At 28.5% G+C, this 19,378-nt stretch carries 16 protein-coding genes and 2 pseudogenes; 15 read left to right on the top strand and 3 right to left on the bottom strand.

Annotated features, from left to right (window positions below):
• Nucleotides 1-39: 39 nt before the first annotated feature.
• The 7 genes and pseudogenes from CLPUN_RS12780 to CLPUN_RS12750 all read left to right on the top strand — a co-directional run bounded on the left by CLPUN_RS12780 (nucleotide 40) and on the right by CLPUN_RS12750 (nucleotide 10,604).
• Complete coding sequence (locus CLPUN_RS12780; RefSeq protein WP_077847658.1) at nucleotides 40-1,011, top strand: D-2-hydroxyacid dehydrogenase; 972 nt, start codon at nucleotides 40-42, stop codon at nucleotides 1,009-1,011.
• A gap of 121 nt (nucleotides 1,012-1,132) precedes the next feature.
• Nucleotides 1,133-2,023 carry an aldo/keto reductase gene (locus CLPUN_RS12775; RefSeq protein WP_077847657.1) on the top strand — a complete coding sequence of 297 codons (891 nt, stop codon included), beginning with the start codon at nucleotides 1,133-1,135 and terminating at the stop codon, nucleotides 2,021-2,023.
• Nucleotides 2,024-2,071: 48 nt separating this feature from the next.
• Nucleotides 2,072-3,286, top strand: a pseudogene (locus CLPUN_RS12770) (NAD(P)-dependent oxidoreductase).
• Between the two features lie 207 nt (nucleotides 3,287-3,493).
• Complete coding sequence (gene recQ / locus CLPUN_RS12765; protein WP_077847656.1) at nucleotides 3,494-5,278, top strand: DNA helicase RecQ; 1,785 nt, start codon at nucleotides 3,494-3,496, stop codon at nucleotides 5,276-5,278.
• 370 nt (nucleotides 5,279-5,648) lie between these two features.
• Nucleotides 5,649-6,638, top strand: coding sequence for a glycoside hydrolase family 43 protein (locus CLPUN_RS12760; protein ID WP_077847655.1), 990 nt, complete (start codon nucleotides 5,649-5,651; stop codon nucleotides 6,636-6,638).
• A 419-nt stretch (nucleotides 6,639-7,057) separates the two neighbouring features.
• A complete protein-coding gene (locus tag CLPUN_RS12755; protein WP_077847654.1) occupies nucleotides 7,058-9,832 on the top strand; it encodes a calcium-translocating P-type ATPase, PMCA-type in 2,775 nt (924 codons plus the stop codon).
• Nucleotides 9,833-10,007: 175 nt separating this feature from the next.
• Nucleotides 10,008-10,604 carry an HD-GYP domain-containing protein gene (locus tag CLPUN_RS12750; protein ID WP_077847653.1) on the top strand — a complete coding sequence of 199 codons (597 nt, stop codon included), beginning with the start codon at nucleotides 10,008-10,010 and terminating at the stop codon, nucleotides 10,602-10,604.
• 219 nt (nucleotides 10,605-10,823) lie between these two features.
• Here the strand turns inward: CLPUN_RS12750 and CLPUN_RS12745 are convergent, their stop codons facing one another.
• Entirely contained in the window at nucleotides 10,824-11,516 is a 693-nt protein-coding gene (locus CLPUN_RS12745) for a PHP domain-containing protein (RefSeq protein ID WP_077847652.1), read from the bottom strand.
• 209 nt (nucleotides 11,517-11,725) lie between these two features.
• On the opposite strand from CLPUN_RS12745, the gene CLPUN_RS12740 reads away from it, so the two are divergent.
• Nucleotides 11,726-12,592, top strand: a complete 867-nt coding sequence (locus CLPUN_RS12740; protein WP_077847651.1) for a Cof-type HAD-IIB family hydrolase — start codon at nucleotides 11,726-11,728, stop codon at nucleotides 12,590-12,592.
• Nucleotides 12,593-12,923: 331 nt separating this feature from the next.
• On the opposite strand, the gene CLPUN_RS12735 is transcribed toward CLPUN_RS12740, so the two are convergent.
• A complete protein-coding gene (locus tag CLPUN_RS12735) occupies nucleotides 12,924-13,979 on the bottom strand; it encodes an aldose epimerase family protein (protein ID WP_077847650.1) in 1,056 nt (351 codons plus the stop codon).
• 212 nt (nucleotides 13,980-14,191) lie between these two features.
• On the opposite strand from CLPUN_RS12735, the gene CLPUN_RS27670 reads away from it, so the two are divergent.
• The 4 genes from CLPUN_RS27670 to CLPUN_RS29195 all read left to right on the top strand — a co-directional run bounded on the left by CLPUN_RS27670 (nucleotide 14,192) and on the right by CLPUN_RS29195 (nucleotide 15,063).
• A complete protein-coding gene (locus CLPUN_RS27670) occupies nucleotides 14,192-14,338 on the top strand; it encodes a hypothetical protein (RefSeq protein WP_158078765.1) in 147 nt (48 codons plus the stop codon).
• A gap of 7 nt (nucleotides 14,339-14,345) precedes the next feature.
• Complete coding sequence (locus CLPUN_RS12730) at nucleotides 14,346-14,528, top strand: glycoside hydrolase family protein (protein ID WP_077847649.1); 183 nt, start codon at nucleotides 14,346-14,348, stop codon at nucleotides 14,526-14,528.
• A 123-nt stretch (nucleotides 14,529-14,651) separates the two neighbouring features.
• The gene (locus CLPUN_RS12725; protein WP_077847648.1) at nucleotides 14,652-14,939 is read left to right on the top strand and encodes a glycoside hydrolase family protein; all 288 of its coding nucleotides are present in this window, start codon (nucleotides 14,652-14,654) and stop codon (nucleotides 14,937-14,939) included.
• Complete coding sequence (locus tag CLPUN_RS29195) at nucleotides 14,932-15,063, top strand: hypothetical protein (RefSeq protein WP_278281648.1); 132 nt, start codon at nucleotides 14,932-14,934, stop codon at nucleotides 15,061-15,063. Before CLPUN_RS12725 ends, CLPUN_RS29195 begins: the two co-directional genes overlap by 8 nt.
• Nucleotides 15,064-15,271: 208 nt before the next feature.
• Here CLPUN_RS29195 and araA read toward each other — a convergent pair whose 3' ends face one another.
• On the bottom strand, nucleotides 15,272-16,738 hold the full coding sequence (gene araA, locus CLPUN_RS12720) for an L-arabinose isomerase (protein ID WP_077847647.1): 1,467 nt from the start codon (nucleotides 16,736-16,738) through the stop codon (nucleotides 15,272-15,274).
• Nucleotides 16,739-17,021: 283 nt separating this feature from the next.
• Between araA and CLPUN_RS12715 the strand changes: the two genes are divergently transcribed.
• From CLPUN_RS12715 to CLPUN_RS27105, 3 genes and pseudogenes are all read left to right on the top strand, one after another.
• Complete coding sequence (locus CLPUN_RS12715; RefSeq protein WP_077847646.1) at nucleotides 17,022-18,095, top strand: GntR family transcriptional regulator; 1,074 nt, start codon at nucleotides 17,022-17,024, stop codon at nucleotides 18,093-18,095.
• 177 nt (nucleotides 18,096-18,272) lie between these two features.
• On the top strand, nucleotides 18,273-18,959 hold the full coding sequence (locus tag CLPUN_RS12710) for an L-ribulose-5-phosphate 4-epimerase (RefSeq protein WP_077847645.1): 687 nt from the start codon (nucleotides 18,273-18,275) through the stop codon (nucleotides 18,957-18,959).
• A 343-nt stretch (nucleotides 18,960-19,302) separates the two neighbouring features.
• Nucleotides 19,303-19,378: pseudogene (locus tag CLPUN_RS27105) on the top strand (fructose-6-phosphate aldolase); the annotation flags it as partial.

The raw sequence follows: 19,378 nt of genomic DNA, 5'->3' as shown, positions 1-19,378 counted from the left end.
GTTTTTATTATACAAAAAAAATTGATTGAAGGTGAATTTATGAATGCTAATAATATACTTATATTATTACCTATAGACGAAAGACAAAAAAAAATAATAGAAGGCGTATCACCTAACTCTAAGTACATTTATAAAACATATACAAATATAGACAAATCAACTGTGCAAGAAGCAGATATAATAATTGGAAACCCGCCTGCAGATATGCTTATAGATTCTCCAAATTTAAAATGGTTACAATTAAATAGTGCTGGAAGCGATGCATATATAAAGGAAGGAATATTAACAGATGAAGTCTTATTAACAAATGCTACAGGTGCATATGGTCTTGCAATATCTGAACATACCATAGGAATCCTTCTTCAGCTGTTTAAAAAACTTCATATTTATAGAAAGAATCAAAAGTTACATCTTTGGAAAGATGAAGGTCAAGTCAAATCTATATATAACTCTAAAATTTTAATTATAGGACTTGGGAATATTGGTGAAGAATTTGCGAAAAGAATAAAAGCCTTTGGTGCTTATACAATAGGTGTAAGAAGGACTAATACTGAGAAACCAGATTTTATTGATGAATTGCATTTAATGGATAAAATAGATAAGTTACTTCCAACCGTTGATGTTGTAGTACTTACTGTACCTGGTACAAAAGAAACCTATAAAATGTTTTCTAAAGAAAAACTTAAGCTTATGAAAAACGGAGCTGTTCTGATAAATGTTGGAAGAGGAAATGTAGTTGATACAGATGCATTATGTGATTTTGTAGAAAGTGGACATCTTTTGGGGGCGGGACTAGATGTAGTAGATTCAGAACCACTTCCAGAAAATCATAGAATATGGGATATTGATAATATAATAATTACGCCCCATATTTCTGGTGGATTCCACATTCCAGAAACATTAGAGAAAATAGTTCAAATTAGTGCGAAAAATTTGGAAAATTTCATTAACGGAGAAAAACTCATGAATATTGTTGATTTTACTACAGGTTATAGAACTTTAAATAAATAAAAATCCTAAAATTAAAATAGATATTAATGAGGGCGATTTAATATTTGGCTAAAATATTGTGAAAGTAATGTTCTAATAAATATTTGCTGAATATTTTATATTGGATGAAAGGATAAGTTTTATGATACATAATGAATTAATAAAAATTAGAGAATTTGTAGAGAAAAGAAAAGTGACTTTATCAGATGGAACTAAAGTATCAGCTTTAGGACAAGGAACTTGGTATATGGGAGAAAGCTTTGGAAAAAGAAATCAAGAAATAGAATCGCTAAAGCTTGGTTTAAAACTTGGAATGAATTTAATTGATACAGCTGAAATGTATGGAGATGGTTTATCAGAAGAACTAGTAAGCAAAGTTATTGAGGATTGTAGAAAGGATGTATTTTTAGTTTCAAAAGTTTATCCTCATAATTCAGGAATGAAGTCAATATCAAGAGCTTGTGAAAATAGTTTAAAAAGATTAAAAACAGATCATTTAGATTTATATTTATTGCATTGGAGAGGTGGAGTACCTTTAGAAGAAACCATAGAAGGAATGGAGAGATTAAAAAAAGAAGGAAAAATTTTGAGATGGGGAGTATCTAATTTTGATACAGATGATATGGAAGCTTTACTTGATAAATCAAAGGGGGAAAATTGCACAATAAATGAAGTATTATATCATTTAGGTTCAAGAGGAATAGAATTTGATTTATTACCTTGGCAAAGAAAAAGGAATATACCAACTATAGCATATTGTCCTTTAGCGCAAGGTGGACGCTTAAAAAGAGATTTGCTAAAAAATGAAGAATTGAATGAAATTGCAAAAGAACATAATGTAAAGCCATTACAAATAGCACTTTCATGGACAATTCGTGAAAATGATGTTATATCAATTCCAAAAGCATCGAGTGTTGATCATGTTATAGAAAATGCTAAGGCAGCGTCAATTATATTATCTTCAGAAGATATTGAAAGACTAGATAAAGCATTAGGAAAACCACATAAAAAGATGCCATTAGATATAGTATAAGAGAAAACTACTTATGAAAAAATTATGTTTATAGAGAGGTTAGATAATATGTTTTTCTTAGACGAAGCAAAGGGATGTTTATTATGCAAAAATCCAAGGTGTAAAGCCAATTGTCCTATAGATACTCCAATTCCTGAAATAATTACTCTTTATAAAGAAGGAAAAGTAAAAGAAGCAGGTGAAATTCTATTTAATAATAATCCACTTTCAGTAATATGTTCAATTGTTTGCCCTCATGAGAATCAATGTGCAGGAAATTGTATAAGAGGAATAAAACAAGAACCTGTTAAATTTTATGATATTGAGAAGGAAATATCAGAAAGATATTTAGGTGAAATAAAATTTGAAAATCTTCCTAAAAATAAAGATAGAATCGCTATTATAGGAGGAGGTCCAGCTGGAGTAACAATTGCATTTATATTGGCGAAAAAAGGGTATAAAATAACAATCTTTGATTCGAAAAATAAGATTGGAGGAGTGTTACGATATGGAATACCTGAATATAGATTATCCAATTATCTGATAGATAAATTAGAAGATAAACTTATTTAACTTGGGGTTAAGATTAGGCCTAATGCTCTTCTAGGTCCAGTCATAAGCATTGATAGATTATTTGAAGAAGGTTATAAAGCTATATTTATTGGAACAGGTGTATGGAATCCCGTGACTTTAAATATTAAGGGAGAAACACTGGGAAATGCACATTTTTCTATAGATTATCTTAGATCACCAGAAACATATAGATTAGGTGATAAAGTTGCAATAATAGGTGCTAGAAATGTTGCTATGGATGCAGCACGAACAGCAAAAAGAAGTGGTTGTAGTGAAGTCACAGTTCTTTATAGAGGTAATTTTGATGACATGAGTGCTACCAAAAAAGAAATAGAAGAGGCCAAAGAAGATGGAATCCTCTTTAAGTTATATAGAACTCCAGTTGAAATATTAGATGATGGAGTAAAGTTAATTAATAAAGAGGATCATAACAATGAAAAGGAAGAATTATTTAAGTGTGATACTACTATTATCACAATAAGTCAAAAACCTAAGAATAATATAGTTTCTAATACTACAAAACTTGAAACTAATAGATCAGGGCTTATTATTGCAGATGAAAAAGGGAATACTACAAGACCGGGAGTGTTTGGTTCGGGGGATGTAGTTACAGGAGCAAAAACGGTTGTTGAAGCAGTAGCACATGCAAAGATTGTGGCAGAAGCTATAGAAGAATATTGCAAAAACAATGCATGGGCGATGAAAGCTTAATATATATACAAAATAATATTTAATAAAAATATATTTAAAGTCAGCATTTTTAATGGATTAATTAAAAAAACTAAAAATGCTGATTTGTTTATGGTAGATAATTATAATATAACTCCAAGATTAATTTTTTGTTTTATAATCAAAATGTGTAGTATATACTATTAATAAGATATATTATTTTATTTAAATAAAGAAGGTAATTTGAAGTTGGATATTAGAGAAAAAATTTTTTATGTTCTAAAAAAATATTATGGTTTTGATACTTTAAGAAGAGGTCAATTTGAAATAATAAATAATGTCCTAAATGGCAGAGATACATTTTGTCTCATGCCGACAGGTGCTGGAAAATCTATTTGTTATCAGATACCAGCAATAATATTTCAAGGGATAACTATAGTAATATCGCCACTAATTTCGCTTATGAAAGATCAAGTAGATAATTTAGTAGGGGTTGGAATTAAGGCAGCATACATTAATAGTACTCAAAGCATGGATGAAATAAAAAATATATTAATTGAAGCTTCTATTGGAGAATATAAGATAATTTATATTTCACCTGAGAGGCTTGAATCTAAAATGTTTATTGATATGATCAAAGATTTTCATATATCTCAAATTGCAATAGATGAAGCGCATTGTGTATCCCAATGGGGCCATGATTTTAGAAAAAGTTATTTAGAAATTTCAAAGTTTTATAGTGTTCTTAAAAATAAACCTATTATTTCTGCTTTTACAGCCACAGCTACAGAAGAAGTTAGGAAAGATTCAGTGAAGCTGCTTGGATTAAATAATCCATATATATATAAGGGCGATATTAACAGGGAAAATTTAAATCTTAATATACTAAAAGAAGTAGATAAACTTGAAACGCTTAAAGATATAATAAGAGAGAATTATGAGCAGGCAGGAATAATTTATTGTGCATCAAGAAAAGAAGTTGATGAACTTCATTATTATCTAAATGATTTAGGTTATAATGTAGGAAAATATCATGGTGGGCTTAAAGATGAAGAAAAAGAAAAATTTCAAGAAGATTTTTTATATGAAAATTTAGATATAATTGTTGCAACAAGTGCATTTGGAATGGGAATAGATAAATCTAATATAAGGTTTGTAGTTCACTTCACACTGCCACAAAATATAGAATCTTATTATCAAGAAATAGGCAGAGGTGGTAGAGATGGTGCAAAGTGTTGTTGTTACTTATTTTACTCAGAAAGTGATATAAGAAGAGTTGAGTACATAATAAATAACAGTAATTCAATGAATAGAAGAGAAATGCAGCTTAGAAAATTTCAAGCAATCATTGATTATTGCAATTTAAAAGAGTGTTTTAGGAAATATATATTAAATTATTTTGGAAATGAACGTAAATTAAATTATTGTAATAATTGTAGTAATTGTTTAAATGATGACGAATTAAAAGATTTTACGAGAGAGAGTCAAATGATTTTATCTACAGTTTTTAGAACAAAGGAGCAATATGGTGTATCAGTTCTTGTGGATATTTTAAAGGGCTTTAAGGGACCTAAAATAATACAAAATAATTTAGATAAAATAACTACATATGGAATAATGAAAGAATATGGTAGCACATTTATAAAAGATTTGATTAAGAGTTTGTTAAATGAAGGATATGTTGACTTAAAAGAGGGGACATATTCAATGTTAAAGCTTAATAGCAGGTCAATGAACATTTTAAAAAGTAAAGAAATTGTGGTATTCAAGATTCTAGATAAAGAAGAACCAATTTTAAATAATGAGTTATTTGAATCGTTAAAGAAATGGAGAAAAGAAAAAGCTTATAAAGAAAGAATAAAACCTTATATAATATTCTCAGATACTAGTTTAATAGCTATATCAAATAGTAAGCCTAAAAATTTAGATGAATTATTAGAAATTAGAGGTGTTGGTATTAAGAAAATCGAAGCTTATGGAAAAGAGCTATTAAATATAATAGAAGTTTTTGATGAAAAAGAAGTCATAAAATAACAAATTATGGCTTCTTTTTCATGAGTATTTTTGATAAATAGAAGTTTGTTTTATATATAAATAAATTAATATAGGGTTTTATTTTAAAAAAGCATAAAAGAATTAATTTGAATTTAAAATAAACTGTTGCGAAAAAACTATAGTAAGTATATAATTAAATTATAAAATATACGTATATAAAGGATTTGAAAAGATTAGAAAGTTAAAAAATATATTTTTAGAATTGTTTATCTAAATACTGAAGAATACTTTTATTTAAATAATATTAAAAGATAATAACGATTTTAATTTTATAAAAAAATATTTGGAGAATTATATAGAAAAATATTTGAAATATATTAAATAAATTCATGATTAAGGAGTAAGTTGTATGTTAGAAAAAGGTTATAAGAATCCAATAGTTATTCAAAGGGCAGATCCATTAATTTATAAACATACTGATGGGTATTATTATTTTACAGCTTCAGTTCCAGAATATGACCGTATTGAAATTAGAAGGTCAAAAACATTACAAGGGTTAGGTGATGCAGAAGCTTTTACAGTTTGGACAAAACATGACAAAGGTGAAATGAGCAATTTAATATGGGCACCAGAAATTCACTTTATCCAAGGAAAATGGTATATTTATTTTGCTGCTGCATCAAATGGTGAAGTAACAGGAATTACATTTAATCATCGTATGTATGTAATTGAAAATGTTAATGAAGATCCATTAACAAACAATTGGGTAGAAAAAGGACAAGTTAAAACTGGATGGGAAACTTTTGCCCTTGATGCGACAACATTTGAGCATAAGGATAAGCTTTATTATGTATGGGCACAAGAAGAACAAGAAGTTGAACCGGAATCTCATTCTAATTTATATATTGCAGAGATGGAAAATCCATGGACATTAAAAACAAAGCCTGTACTTTTGACCAAACCAGAATTAGGCTGGGAAATAGTAAGATTTTGGGTTAATGAAGGTCCAGCAATATTAAAGAAAAATGGTAAGATATTCTTAACATATTCAGCGAGTGCAACTGATGAAAATTATTGTATGGGAATGCTTACAGCAGATGAAAATAGCGACTTATTAAATCCAGCTTCATGGGTAAAATCACAAGAGCCAGTATTTAAAACATCATGGGAAAATGGTCAATATGGGCCAGGACATAACAGCTTTACTATATCAGAAGATGGAGAAGAAGATATTTTAGTTTATCATGGTAGAAATTATACTGAAATTGTTGGTGATCCATTATACGACCCTAATAGACATACAAGAGTAGAGGTAATCAAGTGGAATGAAGATGGAACCCCAAACTTTGGAGTACCATCACCTGATGAAAACATTGAAGAACTAAAAAAAATAAAATAATTAAACTATATTAAGGTTGGAATATTTAGTTATAATTCCAGCCTTTAATTTTTTATAAATTTTTAGAAGTCAATAAATCTATTATTAAGGAAGAAATAAACCATGGAAATTTAAAAGATATAAGAAAAATATTGGAAATATTTTTGAAAGATGTAATGAAAGTAGTTCGTTTCAATTATTAATTATAAATAGTATGATTACAAAGTGGATAAACTATTACATATTATATTAATAACAGAGTAGATATATATTCTTAAAGTACAAATAAAATGGAAAATGTGTTAAAATAAATACTGTTATATTAAAAATAGTTTATAATATGAGGGGTAATAGTCAATAATTAAGTTATGTTGGCTATATATTTTATGTTTATAAATATATTAGTATATTTATAACTTTTATAATGAGGAGCTTAATAAATGAAATATTTTAATGAAAGTATTGAACAGGTTTTAAAAAATTTAAATGTTAATCAAGAAGAGGGATTAAAAGAATCTAAAATAAAAGAATTAAACGAAAAGCATGGAAAAAATGAATTTACTCATAAGGAAGAAGGAAGCATATTTAAGGATATAAAGAATGCTTTATTAGAACCAATGATGTTAATTTTGTTATTTGCGGCCTTAGTTAGTGGAATTATTGGAGAATATTATGATTCAATTGGTATTGTGTGTGCAGTAGCTATAGGAATAACAATTGGTATAATTACCGAAGGAAAGTCTAAGAAAGCAGCGGAAGCTCTGGCTAAAATGACAGAAGATATTATTGTAAAGGTACTTAGAAATGGTCATATAACACAAGTAAGCAAAAGCGAGTTAGTACCAGGAGACATTGTTTATGTTGAAACAGGTGATATGATACCAGCAGATGGAAGATTCATTGAAACAATAGATTTAAAGGTTAGAGAAGATATGTTGACAGGTGAATCTGATGATGTAAAAAAAGATGCAAAAGTTATAATTAGTATGGAAACAATAAAAGGACATGGAACGAGAAAGATTCAGGACCCAATTCCAGCTAAACAAATTAATATGGGCTTTGGAGGAACATTAATTGCTTATGGAAAAGCAATTATGGTTGTAACTGGTATTGGTGATAATACTGAAATGGGGAGAATAGCTCAAACACTTCAAATTGAAGAAGAAGAAACTCCACTTCAAAGAAAATTAGGTGATCTAGGAAAAACAATTACTAAAATATCAAGCATTATAGCAGCTCTACTATTTATATTTATGGTAGTTAAGATGGTATTAGCTAATTCATTAAATGTAAATACATCAGGAATAATAGAATTTCTAGATTCAATAGATCCTATAAAGACTGCTTTTGTTGTATGCATTGCGTTAATAGTTGCAGCTGTTCCAGAAGGTTTGCCAACTATGATTAATATGACACTAGCAATTACAATGCAGAAAATGGCTAAAATCAATGCATTGGTAACTAAGAAAGAAGCTTGTGAAACTATAGGATCTGTTAGTGTAATTTGTTCAGATAAAACTGGCACTTTAACACAAAATAGAATGACTGTAGAAAATCTTTATCTTAATGGGAAGTTTTTTGATGATAAGGAAGAGATAGATGATTATTTTGTGAAAAATTGTCTTGTAAATTCTACAGCCGATATTACATTTGAAGATGATAAATTAAATTATTTGGGAAATTCAACAGAATGTGCATTACTGGCATATTTAGAAGATTATGATTACAAAAAAGAACGAAAAGAAAGTGACGTTATTCATCAGATTCCTTTTAATTCTAAAAATAAGTTTATGGCAACAATTATGAAGATTAAAGGAAAGTCAGTAGTACTCACAAAGGGAGCTCCAGAAATTCTATTAGAATATTCAGTTCATGAGATTTTAGATGGGAAATTTATTAAACTAACTGAAGAAAGAAAAAACGAAATAATCAAAGAAATACACAAATTGCAAGCAAAATCTATGAGAATTTTAGGTTTTGGTTTCAGAATTATAGAAGAAAATGAAGCAGAGGCAGCAGTTACAAGTGAAATGAGAATTTTAAGCCCAAAATACAATGATAATAATAATGAATTAGTGTTTAGTGGATTTGTGGCTATAAAAGATCCATTAAGACCTGATGTGACTAATGCAATTGCAACAGCTAAAAAGGCTGGTATTGAGACCAAGATGTTAACTGGGGATAATATAAATACAGCAATTGCAATAGGTGATGAGCTTGGAATGCTTAAAGGAAATAAAAAAGCTGTAGAAGCAACTTATATTGACACATTAACTGATGAAGAATTGAAACATGAAATTAAAAATATATCTATTGTAGCGAGAAGTAAACCGGAAACAAAGATGAGAATTGTAGCAGCCCTTCAAGAAAACGGAGAAGTGGTTGGAGTAACTGGTGATGGAATAAATGATGCACCGGCTTTAACAAAAGCTGATGTTGGTATAGCTATGGGAATTTCAGGCTCAGAAGTTTCAAAAAATGCTGCAGATATTATTTTAACAGATGATAATTTTACTACAATTATTCATGGAATTAAGTGGGGAAGAGGAGTATACCAAAATTTCCAAAGATTTATACAATTTCAGCTTACGGTAAATATAATCGCATTTTTGATTGCAATAATATCACAAATCTTAAATTTTGAAATGCCATTTACTACAATTCAATTGTTGTGGATTAACATAATAATGGATGGACCACCAGCATTAGTTTTAGGCTTGGAGCCTATTAGAAATAATGTGTTTAATAAAAAGCCTGTAGATAGAAATTCAAGTATAATTACGAAAACCATGATTACTTCAATAGTTTTAAATGCTATATATGTAACAACAATTTTACTTATACAAATGAAATATAATATCTTAGGTGCATCAGTGGAAAAAGTTGGATTTGCTAGTGAGATGGAAACTGTTTTATTTGGATTATTTGCATTTAGTGCTTTATTTAATGCATTTAACTGTAGAGAATTTGGAAAAGATAGTATAGTACCAAATTTCTTTAAAAATACTGTAGCAATTAAAGTAATATTTATTACAGGAATAGTACAAATTATATTTACACAAGTATTTACCAGCTTTTTTAGCTCAGTAGCATTATCAGCATTAATGTGGATTAAAGTTTTAGGATTAGCATTTATTATAGTAATAGTAAATGAAGTGGTAAAATTTATTTTAAGAACTATAAAAAACAAAAAAATGAAAAACAAAAAACTATAATGTAATTAGAAATCTACATGGAACTATTAAAGAATTTTTAGGTTTTATGTAGAATTTTATTTATAAGATAAAGCTAAATCTTTAAATAAATTTTAAATTTTATATTGTTATTTAAACAAGTTAAGAAATATGATAGTATATGAATGAATAATTAAAGTTTTAAGGAGATGGAAAGATGATAGAAGAATATAGTGATGATATTTACCATGATATTATAAAAAGTATGGTTGCCGCACTAGAAGCGAAGGATATTTATACTTCTGGTCATTCAACTAGAGTTGCAGAAATGGCATATAGCTTAGGTGAAGTTTTAGGGATGACAAAGAAAGAATTGAAATTAATGCATATTGCAGGAGACTTACATGATATAGGAAAAATAGGTGTTCCTGATAGTGTTTTAAATAAACCAGATACACTAGAAACTGAAGAATGGGAGTTAATGAAAAAGCATTGCGATATTGGATATAATATATTGAATAAAGCAAATAGATTTAAAGATATTTCAGAAATAGTTTTATATCATCATGAAAGATGGGATGGAAATGGGTATCCCGAAGGATTAAAGGCAGAAGAAATACCATTTGCATCAAGAATATTAGCTGTTTGTGATTCTATAGATGCAATGAAAAGTGACAGACCGTATAGAAAATCAATAAGTGACGAGATTTGTAAAAATGAAATAAGAAAGAACCAAGGAATAATGTATGATTGTAAAATAGCAGAATGTATGCTTGAAAATTGGGATGAGATAATAAATAAGCTTTATAATTAAAAATGTAACTATGCATAGAAATTTCTATAGTATAGTTACATTTTTTTATTAATAACAGTAATGTTGAAAAGCTCTTATTTTTATTTAATTATTATGTTGCAAAAAATAATCTGAAGAAAATATTTAATAATAAATCATTCCACTAAGAATTTAAAATTGCAGCTAATATAATAAGTTATAATTATTGTAGTCTGAAATCTCAAATATATATTTATAAAATCAGAAACAAATTAAATTACTATGAGTTAAAAATTTATATAGTTCCTGCTCATTGAGATATACATCGCCTATCATTCCATGAGATTTGTAAAGTTTGTTGAAATCATGAAAATCTGAACCTGCTGTATAAAGTAAATTATTATTTTTAGCCACATTCAAAAAATATTGAGTATCTTCATCAGTATTTTTGTAATACTTAGCTTCAAGTCCGTCAAAATTCATTGTTATAATTGATTTAAAGTCATTCTTATTTAAAAGTACAGGATGTGCTAAAATAACTGTGGCTTTAAAGAATTTTAGAATTTCAATTCCAGTTCTTATATCCAATTTATCTTTTTTATCATAGAAATTTATGTGATTTTGCATTAGGCGTTTAATAGCAGATATTTTATGTGATCTCACTTTTTTTAATATTTCAACTAAAAGATCATCTTTATAAGTATCGTCTTTAAAGTAGCCTAAAATGTGTACTCTGGAATTATTATATCTAGTAGAAAGTTCAAGACCAGGAATTACTTTAATTCCAAGTTCTTTTCCGGTTAAAATTGCTTCATTTATTCCTTCAGTATTATTATGGTCTGTTATGGAAATAATATCTATATTTTTCTCTTTAGAAATTATAACAATTTCTTCTGGACTACATTTTCCATCTGAGTAAATAGAGTGAATATGAAAATCACCTTTTTTATACATTATCTCTCCAATTTTATCAATGTTATCTACTTTTAAATATATGATTTACATTTAAATAATTACCAATACAGTTATAGAATTTATCATTAAGGTTCTTACAATTCAAGAATAACATAGGGCTATGATTTAAATATTTTTATAATTCTAAAAACTTTGTTATAATAAATTGTATTGAAAAGATAAATAAAAAGTTAAGGAGATGGTTTCAAATGATAAAACTTATAGCATCAGATATGGATGGGACTTTATTAAATGAAAAACATAATATAGATAAAGAAACTGTAGCTGCTATAAAAAAAGCAGAAGATGCGGGAATTGTATTTGCAATTTCAACAGGAAGAGAATATGATACAGTTGAACCAATTTTGCAGGAAAATAATATAAGATGTCAATGTGTTCTTATGAATGGTGCAGAATACAGAGATGAAGATGGAAAGATATTAGAAGAAATTAATATAGAACAAAAAACTGCAACTCAAATTATAGATATACTTCAAAAAGAAAAGGTATCTGCAAGAATATTTACTAATAAAGGGATTTATACAACGGATAGTAAAGAAGAAGCATTAAAAGAAATGGTGTTTAGAACTTTATCATTTAATCCAGAATTTACACAAGAGGAAGCACTAGCTTTTGCTAAGGTTCAACCATACTTTGTTAATCTTAACTATATTTCAAATTTAGATGAATTTTTAAATAGTGATATGGAAATTAGAAAGTTTGTAGCATTTCATAATAATATAGAACTTATAAATAAAATGAAAAGAATTATAGGTGAAATAAAAGGAATTGCTGTTTCATCTTCGTTTAGAGATAATATAGAAGTTACACATATAACAGCACAAAAGGGAATTATACTTGCTAAGGTAGCTGAAAAAATGGGATTTAAGAGAGAAGAAGTTATGGTTCTTGGAGATAGTTTTAATGATTATTCTATGTTTACAGAATTTACAGAAACAGTTGCAATGGGAAATGCCATTCCAGAAATAAAAGAAATAGCCAAATACATAACAGATACTAATAGTAACTTGGGGGTAGCAAAGGCTATATATAGAGTTGTAGAAGAACAAAAATAATAATTTTATAACCTTTTTACTATTAAATTTAGTTTAGAGAAAAAATATATAAATTCTAATTAATTTGTTATATTAAAGCAATGTAATGTATAGTAAGTTTATGCAGCTTATTTATTAGAAGAATAATAGGTTATAATTTCAATTATTCCAAAGAATTAAGTTACTATAACTAAATTTAATGGACATTATTTGTTACAACAATGTAATAATTTAATACATACATAATAATATGAAGCATACAATTTGTCTAATTTATAGTGAAACATCTATAAATTAGAATAAATGTATGCTATTTTTCAATTATGAAATATGCAAAGCAGATCTTACAGAATTAAAGTGTAGAGAATTTATATATTGTTTTATGTTTATATTCATCTCTAGCCTTAAGTATTGGTGAAGAAAAACTGTTGCAATTTATAGAATTTGGGAAATATTGAGTTTCTAAGCAGAAGCCATTTCTGATTCTATAAATAAAATTTTCTTTTCCAGTATCAGTTCCATCAATGAAATTTCCACTATAAAATTGAACTCCTGGAGTTGTTGTGTAAACGTCCATTATGATACCAGTATCTTCAGCAACAGCTTGAGCTGCTTTTAAGGAATCAGAACCGTTAGTATTTAAGACCCAATTATGGTCAAATCCTTTTCCAAAAACAATTTGTTCATAATCACTATCTATATTTTGTCCAATGAAAGTTAAGGTTCTAAAATCCATAGGAGTACCAGCTACTTCTTTGATTTCTCCAGTAGGAATAGAAGTTTTATCATTTACAGTAAATTTGTCCGCATTAATCATTAATTTATGATTAAGAACATCACCAGAAGAATGGCCTGATAAATTAAAATAAGCATGATTTGTAAGATTTACAATTGTATCTTCATCAGTAGTTGCATAGTAATTTATTTCTAAAGCATTATCTTCAGTAAGAACATAATTAACCTTAACCGTAAGATTTCCAGGATATCCTTCTTCTCCGTTAGTACTAAAATAAGTAAGTTCTAACGTATTAGATTCACTTTCAATTATTTTTGAGTCCCATATTACTTTATCAAAGCCCTTTGGTCCTCCATGAAGATGATTTTCTCCATCATTTTGTGCTAATTGATATCCCTTTCCATTAAGAGTGAATTTTCCATATTGTATTCTGTTTCCAAAACGTCCTATTAATGCACCAAAAAATTTGTCACCTTTTAAATATCCATCTAAATTGTCATATCCTAGCATTACATCGTGAAATTTACCATTTTTATCAGGAACCTTTGTAGAAACAATTGTAGCACCATATGTACAGATTTCTGCTGTCATACCTTTAGAATTTTTTAAAGTATAAATATAGACCTCTTCTCCATTAGCCATTGTTCCAAAAAGTTTTTTTTCTATTGCCATTATGAGCACCTCCAAAGTTAATAAGTTTTTTTAGTATACATTTACATAAAGTATATATTATTATAGATGTATGCACAAGTATATTATAATACAAGCAAATAATACATACAATTATTTTTTGTGGATCGTTTACAAAAAATAAGGAATTAAATGGCGGTAATCCTATTCTTACTTCAGCACTAGGAGAAAAAGGGGTAAGAGATCCATTTATTATGCGCTCTGCAGAAGGAGATAAATTTTATATAATTGCTACAGATCTTTCAATTTACAATAGAAATGGTGATTGGGGAGGGGCTCAAACGGCTGGAAGTCAGTATATTATGGTTTGGGAATCAACAGATTTAGTGCATTGGTCTTAATGAGAGAATGGTAAAAATAGCACCCAATAATGCTGGATGTACATGGGCACCAGAAGCTTTTTATGATAAAAACAGTGGTGAATATATTGTGTTTTGGGCATCTAAAGTAGGTACAGATAATTATGCAAAACAAAGGGCTTATTATTGTAAAACAAGAGATTTCTATATATTTACAGAGCCACAAATTTAGTTAGAAGAAAATTATAGTGTAATTGATTGTACTATAATAAAGGATGAAGTAACAGGATATTACTATCGTTTTACTAAAAATGAATCTAGTACATACATTTATTTAGAACGTTCAACTTTACTAATGTTACCTTTCAAAAAAGTAAAATCATGGCAAAATATTATTGGAGTAGAAGGGCCTACTTCCTATAAGTTGAATGGTAAAGATGAATGGATTTTATTAGTTGATTACTTTGGTGCAGGTGGATACTCTCCATATAGCATTAAGGATTTTAGTAATCCTGAGTATACTAAACTAGCAGTTGGTACTTATAGTTTACCAAGTAAGCCTAGACATGGTACTGTTATGAATATTACAGCGGAAGAGTATAAGAGTATTATATCAGCTTATGGTGAGCTTACAGGTGATTAAGTCTTTATTAAATAAAACTATTAGCAAACAAGTTTTAATGATTTGTAAAAAATATAGAATGGAATATAAGAGTGTCTATGGAGAAGGAACAATAGTACAATTTAGGCATCCTATAGTTGAATAAAAATAATATAAAAGACAAAGTCTGGGGAGCAGGCTTTGTCTTTTATAAAATAGTAAATGATAGAAATTTTATAGAGTTATATTTATATCATCGGTATGATTATAAAAAATGAAAATCAATTTTTCATTGTCAAAATAACTAAAATTTACTGTTAGCATATATATTGATTAGATTATGAGATTTAATATAATTAATATTAATTTTTTAATTATTTCCAAGCAGTACTAGAAAATTTCAATTCATTCTTAAAAGTCGAAAGTTTAGTATCATTGTTAATTAACACACATTCAATACCAACCATATCAGCCCAGTCCACTAATTGCTCTTCATCAACTGCAAATGAGAAACTAGTATGATGAGCACCACCAGCTATAATCCATGCCTTAGCACCTTCTTTTAATGATGGTTGTGGTTTCCAAAGAACGCTTGCCACTGGTAAGTTAGGCATATCTTCAGTAACTTCAACACAATCAACACTGTTAACAATCAAACGGAATCTGTTACCCATATCTATTAATGAAGCAGCAACTGCAGGACCAGAAGCACCTTTAAATACTAAACGAGCAGGATCTTCTTTATCACCAATTCCAAGTGGATGTACTTCAATAACTGGTTTAGTTGCAGCAAGTGTTGGGCAAATTTCAAGCATATGTGCACCAAGAATCAGTCCATTTTCAGAATCAAGATTATAAGTATAATCTTCCATTAAGCCTGTACCTTTTCCGCCAGCCATAATTTTCATAGCTCTAAGAAGTGCAGCTGTTTTCCAATCTCCTTCAGCACCAAAGCCATAACCTTCAGCCATTAAATGCTGTGCAGCAAGACCTGGAAGTTGTTTCATTCCATGAAGTGCTTGGAAGTTAGTTGTGAAAGCTGTATATCCTCTAGCATCTAAGAAAGTTCTTAAACCAATTTCGATCTTAGCTTGTTCACGAATAGAATTTATAGGAGCTTTAGGATCTATATCATATAATCTAGAGTATTCAGCCATTAATTCATCAATTTGATCTTCAGTAACTTTATCCATTGATTTAACTAAATCACCAACACCATAGTAATCTATAGTCCAGCCAAATTTGATTTCAGCTTCGATTCTGTCACCATCAGTAACAGCAACATCTCTCATGTTGTCACCAAAACGAGCAACCTTAATTGTTCTACCTTCAGTAACAGCAACAGCAGGAGCCATCCATTTAGCTATGTCTGCTGCAACAGAAGCATCTGTCCAATGACCAACTACTATTTTACGAGCTATATCAAGTCTAGCACCAATATATCCAAATTCTCTATCGCCATGAGCAGCTTGATTTAAGTTCATGAAATCCATATCAATTGTTCCCCATGGAATTTCTTTATTAAACTGAGTGTGAAGGTGAAGTAATGGCTTTCTAAGTTCAGTTAAACCATGAATCCACATTTTGGCTGGTGAAAATGTATGCATCCAAGTGATTATACCAGCACAGTTTTCATCCATATTAGCATCATTACATACTTTTCTAATAGAATCAGAATTAGTAGCAACTGTTTTAAATACAATTTTATAAGGTAAATTTTTAGTGTTTAAACCATCAACAATAACTTTAGAGTTATCAGATACTTGATCTATTACTTCAGGACCATAAAGAGGTTGACTTCCTGTAACAAACCAAAATTCATAATTTTTTAACTTTAACATTTTAACATTCCTCCTAAAATAGTAAAATACGTGATTTTGTATACATTTCCATAAGTACAAACATTAATTGGTTGTATGTACAAGAATATTATAGTACAATAATGTTGTACATACAAGATAAAAACGAAAAAATATTAACTCATAAAAAACTATTGATATAATAAGAAAATAAATATATAATCTAAAGTATCAAGTGCGTACAACTACTAAAGCCATTATGTGTAAGAATAATAGTAGATAATAGTGTATAGCATATTTATTTGATGGAAGTAGTTGAAAATAAATGAAAGAAGCTGAAACAAAGCATGAGATTATTGAAAAATATTATATAAGCCTTATAGAAGACAAGATGGTTTCAGCAGGAGACCAATTACCCTCTGAAAATGAGATAGCCAATCAATTTAAAGTAAGTAGACATACTGTACGTCAAGCACTAACTTATTTAGTGCAAGAAGGTTGGATTTATAAAGAAAGAGGAAAAGGAAGTTTTTATTCTAATAAGAGAAGCAGTGAAATCAAGAAGAATGTTGCAGTTCTTACTACATATATATCCGATTATATTTTTCCTAAAATTATATCTGGTATAGAAGAAGAACTTAGAAAAAAGGGATATAATTTATTGTTGTTTAATAGTAATAACGATATTGAAAATGAGAGAATTTGTTTTGAAAACATTATAAATCAAGATATTGCTGGATTAATTGTTGAACCAGCTCAAAGTACTATAAATAATCTTCATCATGACAGCATAAAAAAATTAGAAAAGAAAAATACAAAATATATTGCAATAAATGCTAATTGTGATGAAGAAAATTCTGCATACATTGTAGTAGATGACGAACAAGGTGGATATAAACTGACAAATTACTTGTTGGAACTTGGACATAAGAGTATTGCTGCATTATTTAAGGCCGATGATTTACAAGGTGAAAAGAGAAGAAAAGGTTATATAAAAGCACTTAATGAATATGATTTGAGTTTTGACAAGACTATAGTAGGGGAATATATAACAGATAATCAAGAAATGTATATAGACCAATTTACTAAAAAGATATTGAGTCTTAAAGAAAAACCAACAGCAATTGTTTGTTATAATGACAAAGTTGCTTTAAAAGTAATAGATAATTGTAGAAAAGAAGGGATAAAAGTTCCCAAGGATTTATCAATTGTAAGTTTTGACGATTCTAGTTTAGCAGTTTCATCAGATGTTAAACTTACAACAATAAAACATCCAAAAGAAGATATGGGAATAAGAGCAGCAAAGTGTATTATTGATATGATAGAGGGCAGAATAGATAAACCTCAATATACATATAATGCTGAACTTATAGTTAGAGAATCCTGTTCCAGAGTTTAAATTTTATATTTGCTTCACAAAGGGATTAAATCCCTGAAGCAATATAAATTTTAATATATACGCTATTAATAGAAAAATAATATAATATTATGTTACACACTCTTGTACGTACATACATACAACAAGAAAGGCGTAGGAAAATAATTAAGTATGAAAAATTAACGGGGGAGGATTTAAATGTTAGAAAAATTAAAAGAAAAAGTTTATGAAGCTAATATGGAACTTCAAAGAAAAGGAATGGTAATTTACACCTGGGGAAATGTTAGTGAAATTGATAGAGAAAGTGGACTAGTAGTAATAAAACCAAGTGGTGTTGATTACGATACTATGAAACCAGAAGATATGGTAGTTGTAGACTTAGAAGGAAATGTCGTAGAAGGAAAATATAAGCCTTCAACTGATACACCAACTCATTTAGTTATGTATAAGACTTATCCCAATGTTGGTGGCGTAGTTCATACTCATTCAGATTGGGCAACAACTTTTGCTCAAGCAGGAATGTCTATACCAGCCTTTGGAACAACTCATGCAGATTATTTCTATGGAGACATTCCTTGTACTCGTGACTTAACTGATGAAGAAATCAGTGGAGAATATGAAAAAGAAACTGGAAATGTAATAGTAGAAACAATAGGGGATAAAAATCCATTAGAAATTCCTGCTATTGTAGTTAAAAATCATGGACCATTTGCTTGGGGAAAAGATGCTGATTCAGCAGTTTATAATGCAGTAGTATTAGATAAAGTGGCTGAAATGGCATATAAGACAATGACTTTAAATAACCGAGTAAAAGGGGTTAAACAACATCTTTTAGATAAACATTATCTAAGAAAACATGGTGCAAATGCATATTATGGACAATAAAAATGTGTAATAAAGGTGATTCTTAAATTTTGATTGGAACTCCGAATTTAAGATAAACTTTTTATATATTAAAAATTAATAGTAACAGTTAACAATGAAAAGTGATACTTAGGGAGAAGAGCTTATAATTTCTTCAAAATATAAATTAATAAATTGTGCTAGAGAAAAATTATGATCCAAAAATGAGAAGGAAAAAGCTAATGTCCAAATTTTATATTTCGTTCTCTGAACTTTCCCCTTGGGCATTTTGTATTTGGTTATCAGAACTTTCTCTGTGAGTTTAATCTAAAAATTTCAACTATCACTGTTAACTGTAAATTGAATTAAGGGAGATGTTAAGGAAATGAGATTTTTTTTAGACACAGCAAATGTAGAACATATTAAAGAAGCAAATGAAATGGGAGTAATATGTGGTGTAA

This window comes from Clostridium puniceum (assembly GCF_002006345.1).
Lineage (GTDB): Bacteria > Bacillota > Clostridia > Clostridiales > Clostridiaceae > Clostridium > Clostridium puniceum.
Note: the sequence above shows the minus strand (reverse complement) of the source record. Positions and strands in the feature narration are given on the sequence as shown.

Bases quoted from the DNA above. Each gene is read 5' to 3' on its own strand.
- CLPUN_RS12735 (WP_077847650.1), bottom strand. From the start codon at position 13,979: ATGGCAATAGAAAAAAAACTTTTTGGAACAATGGCTAATGGAGAAGAG.
- CLPUN_RS12710 (WP_077847645.1), top strand. From the start codon at position 18,273: ATGTTAGAAAAATTAAAAGAAAAAGTTTATGAAGCTAATATGGAACTT.
- CLPUN_RS12725 (WP_077847648.1), top strand. From the start codon at position 14,652: ATGTTACCTTTCAAAAAAGTAAAATCATGGCAAAATATTATTGGAGTA.
- CLPUN_RS12775 (WP_077847657.1), top strand. From the start codon at position 1,133: ATGATACATAATGAATTAATAAAAATTAGAGAATTTGTAGAGAAAAGA.
- CLPUN_RS12760 (WP_077847655.1), top strand. From the start codon at position 5,649: ATGTTAGAAAAAGGTTATAAGAATCCAATAGTTATTCAAAGGGCAGAT.
- CLPUN_RS12730 (WP_077847649.1), top strand. From the start codon at position 14,346: ATGGTAAAAATAGCACCCAATAATGCTGGATGTACATGGGCACCAGAA.
- CLPUN_RS12755 (WP_077847654.1), top strand. From the start codon at position 7,058: ATGAAATATTTTAATGAAAGTATTGAACAGGTTTTAAAAAATTTAAAT.
- CLPUN_RS12780 (WP_077847658.1), top strand. From the start codon at position 40: ATGAATGCTAATAATATACTTATATTATTACCTATAGACGAAAGACAA.
- CLPUN_RS27670 (WP_158078765.1), top strand. From the start codon at position 14,192: ATGCGCTCTGCAGAAGGAGATAAATTTTATATAATTGCTACAGATCTT.
- CLPUN_RS12745 (WP_077847652.1), bottom strand. From the start codon at position 11,516: ATGTATAAAAAAGGTGATTTTCATATTCACTCTATTTACTCAGATGGA.
- araA (WP_077847647.1), bottom strand. From the start codon at position 16,738: ATGTTAAAGTTAAAAAATTATGAATTTTGGTTTGTTACAGGAAGTCAA.
- CLPUN_RS12715 (WP_077847646.1), top strand. From the start codon at position 17,022: ATGAAAGAAGCTGAAACAAAGCATGAGATTATTGAAAAATATTATATA.
- CLPUN_RS12750 (WP_077847653.1), top strand. From the start codon at position 10,008: ATGATAGAAGAATATAGTGATGATATTTACCATGATATTATAAAAAGT.
- CLPUN_RS12740 (WP_077847651.1), top strand. From the start codon at position 11,726: ATGATAAAACTTATAGCATCAGATATGGATGGGACTTTATTAAATGAA.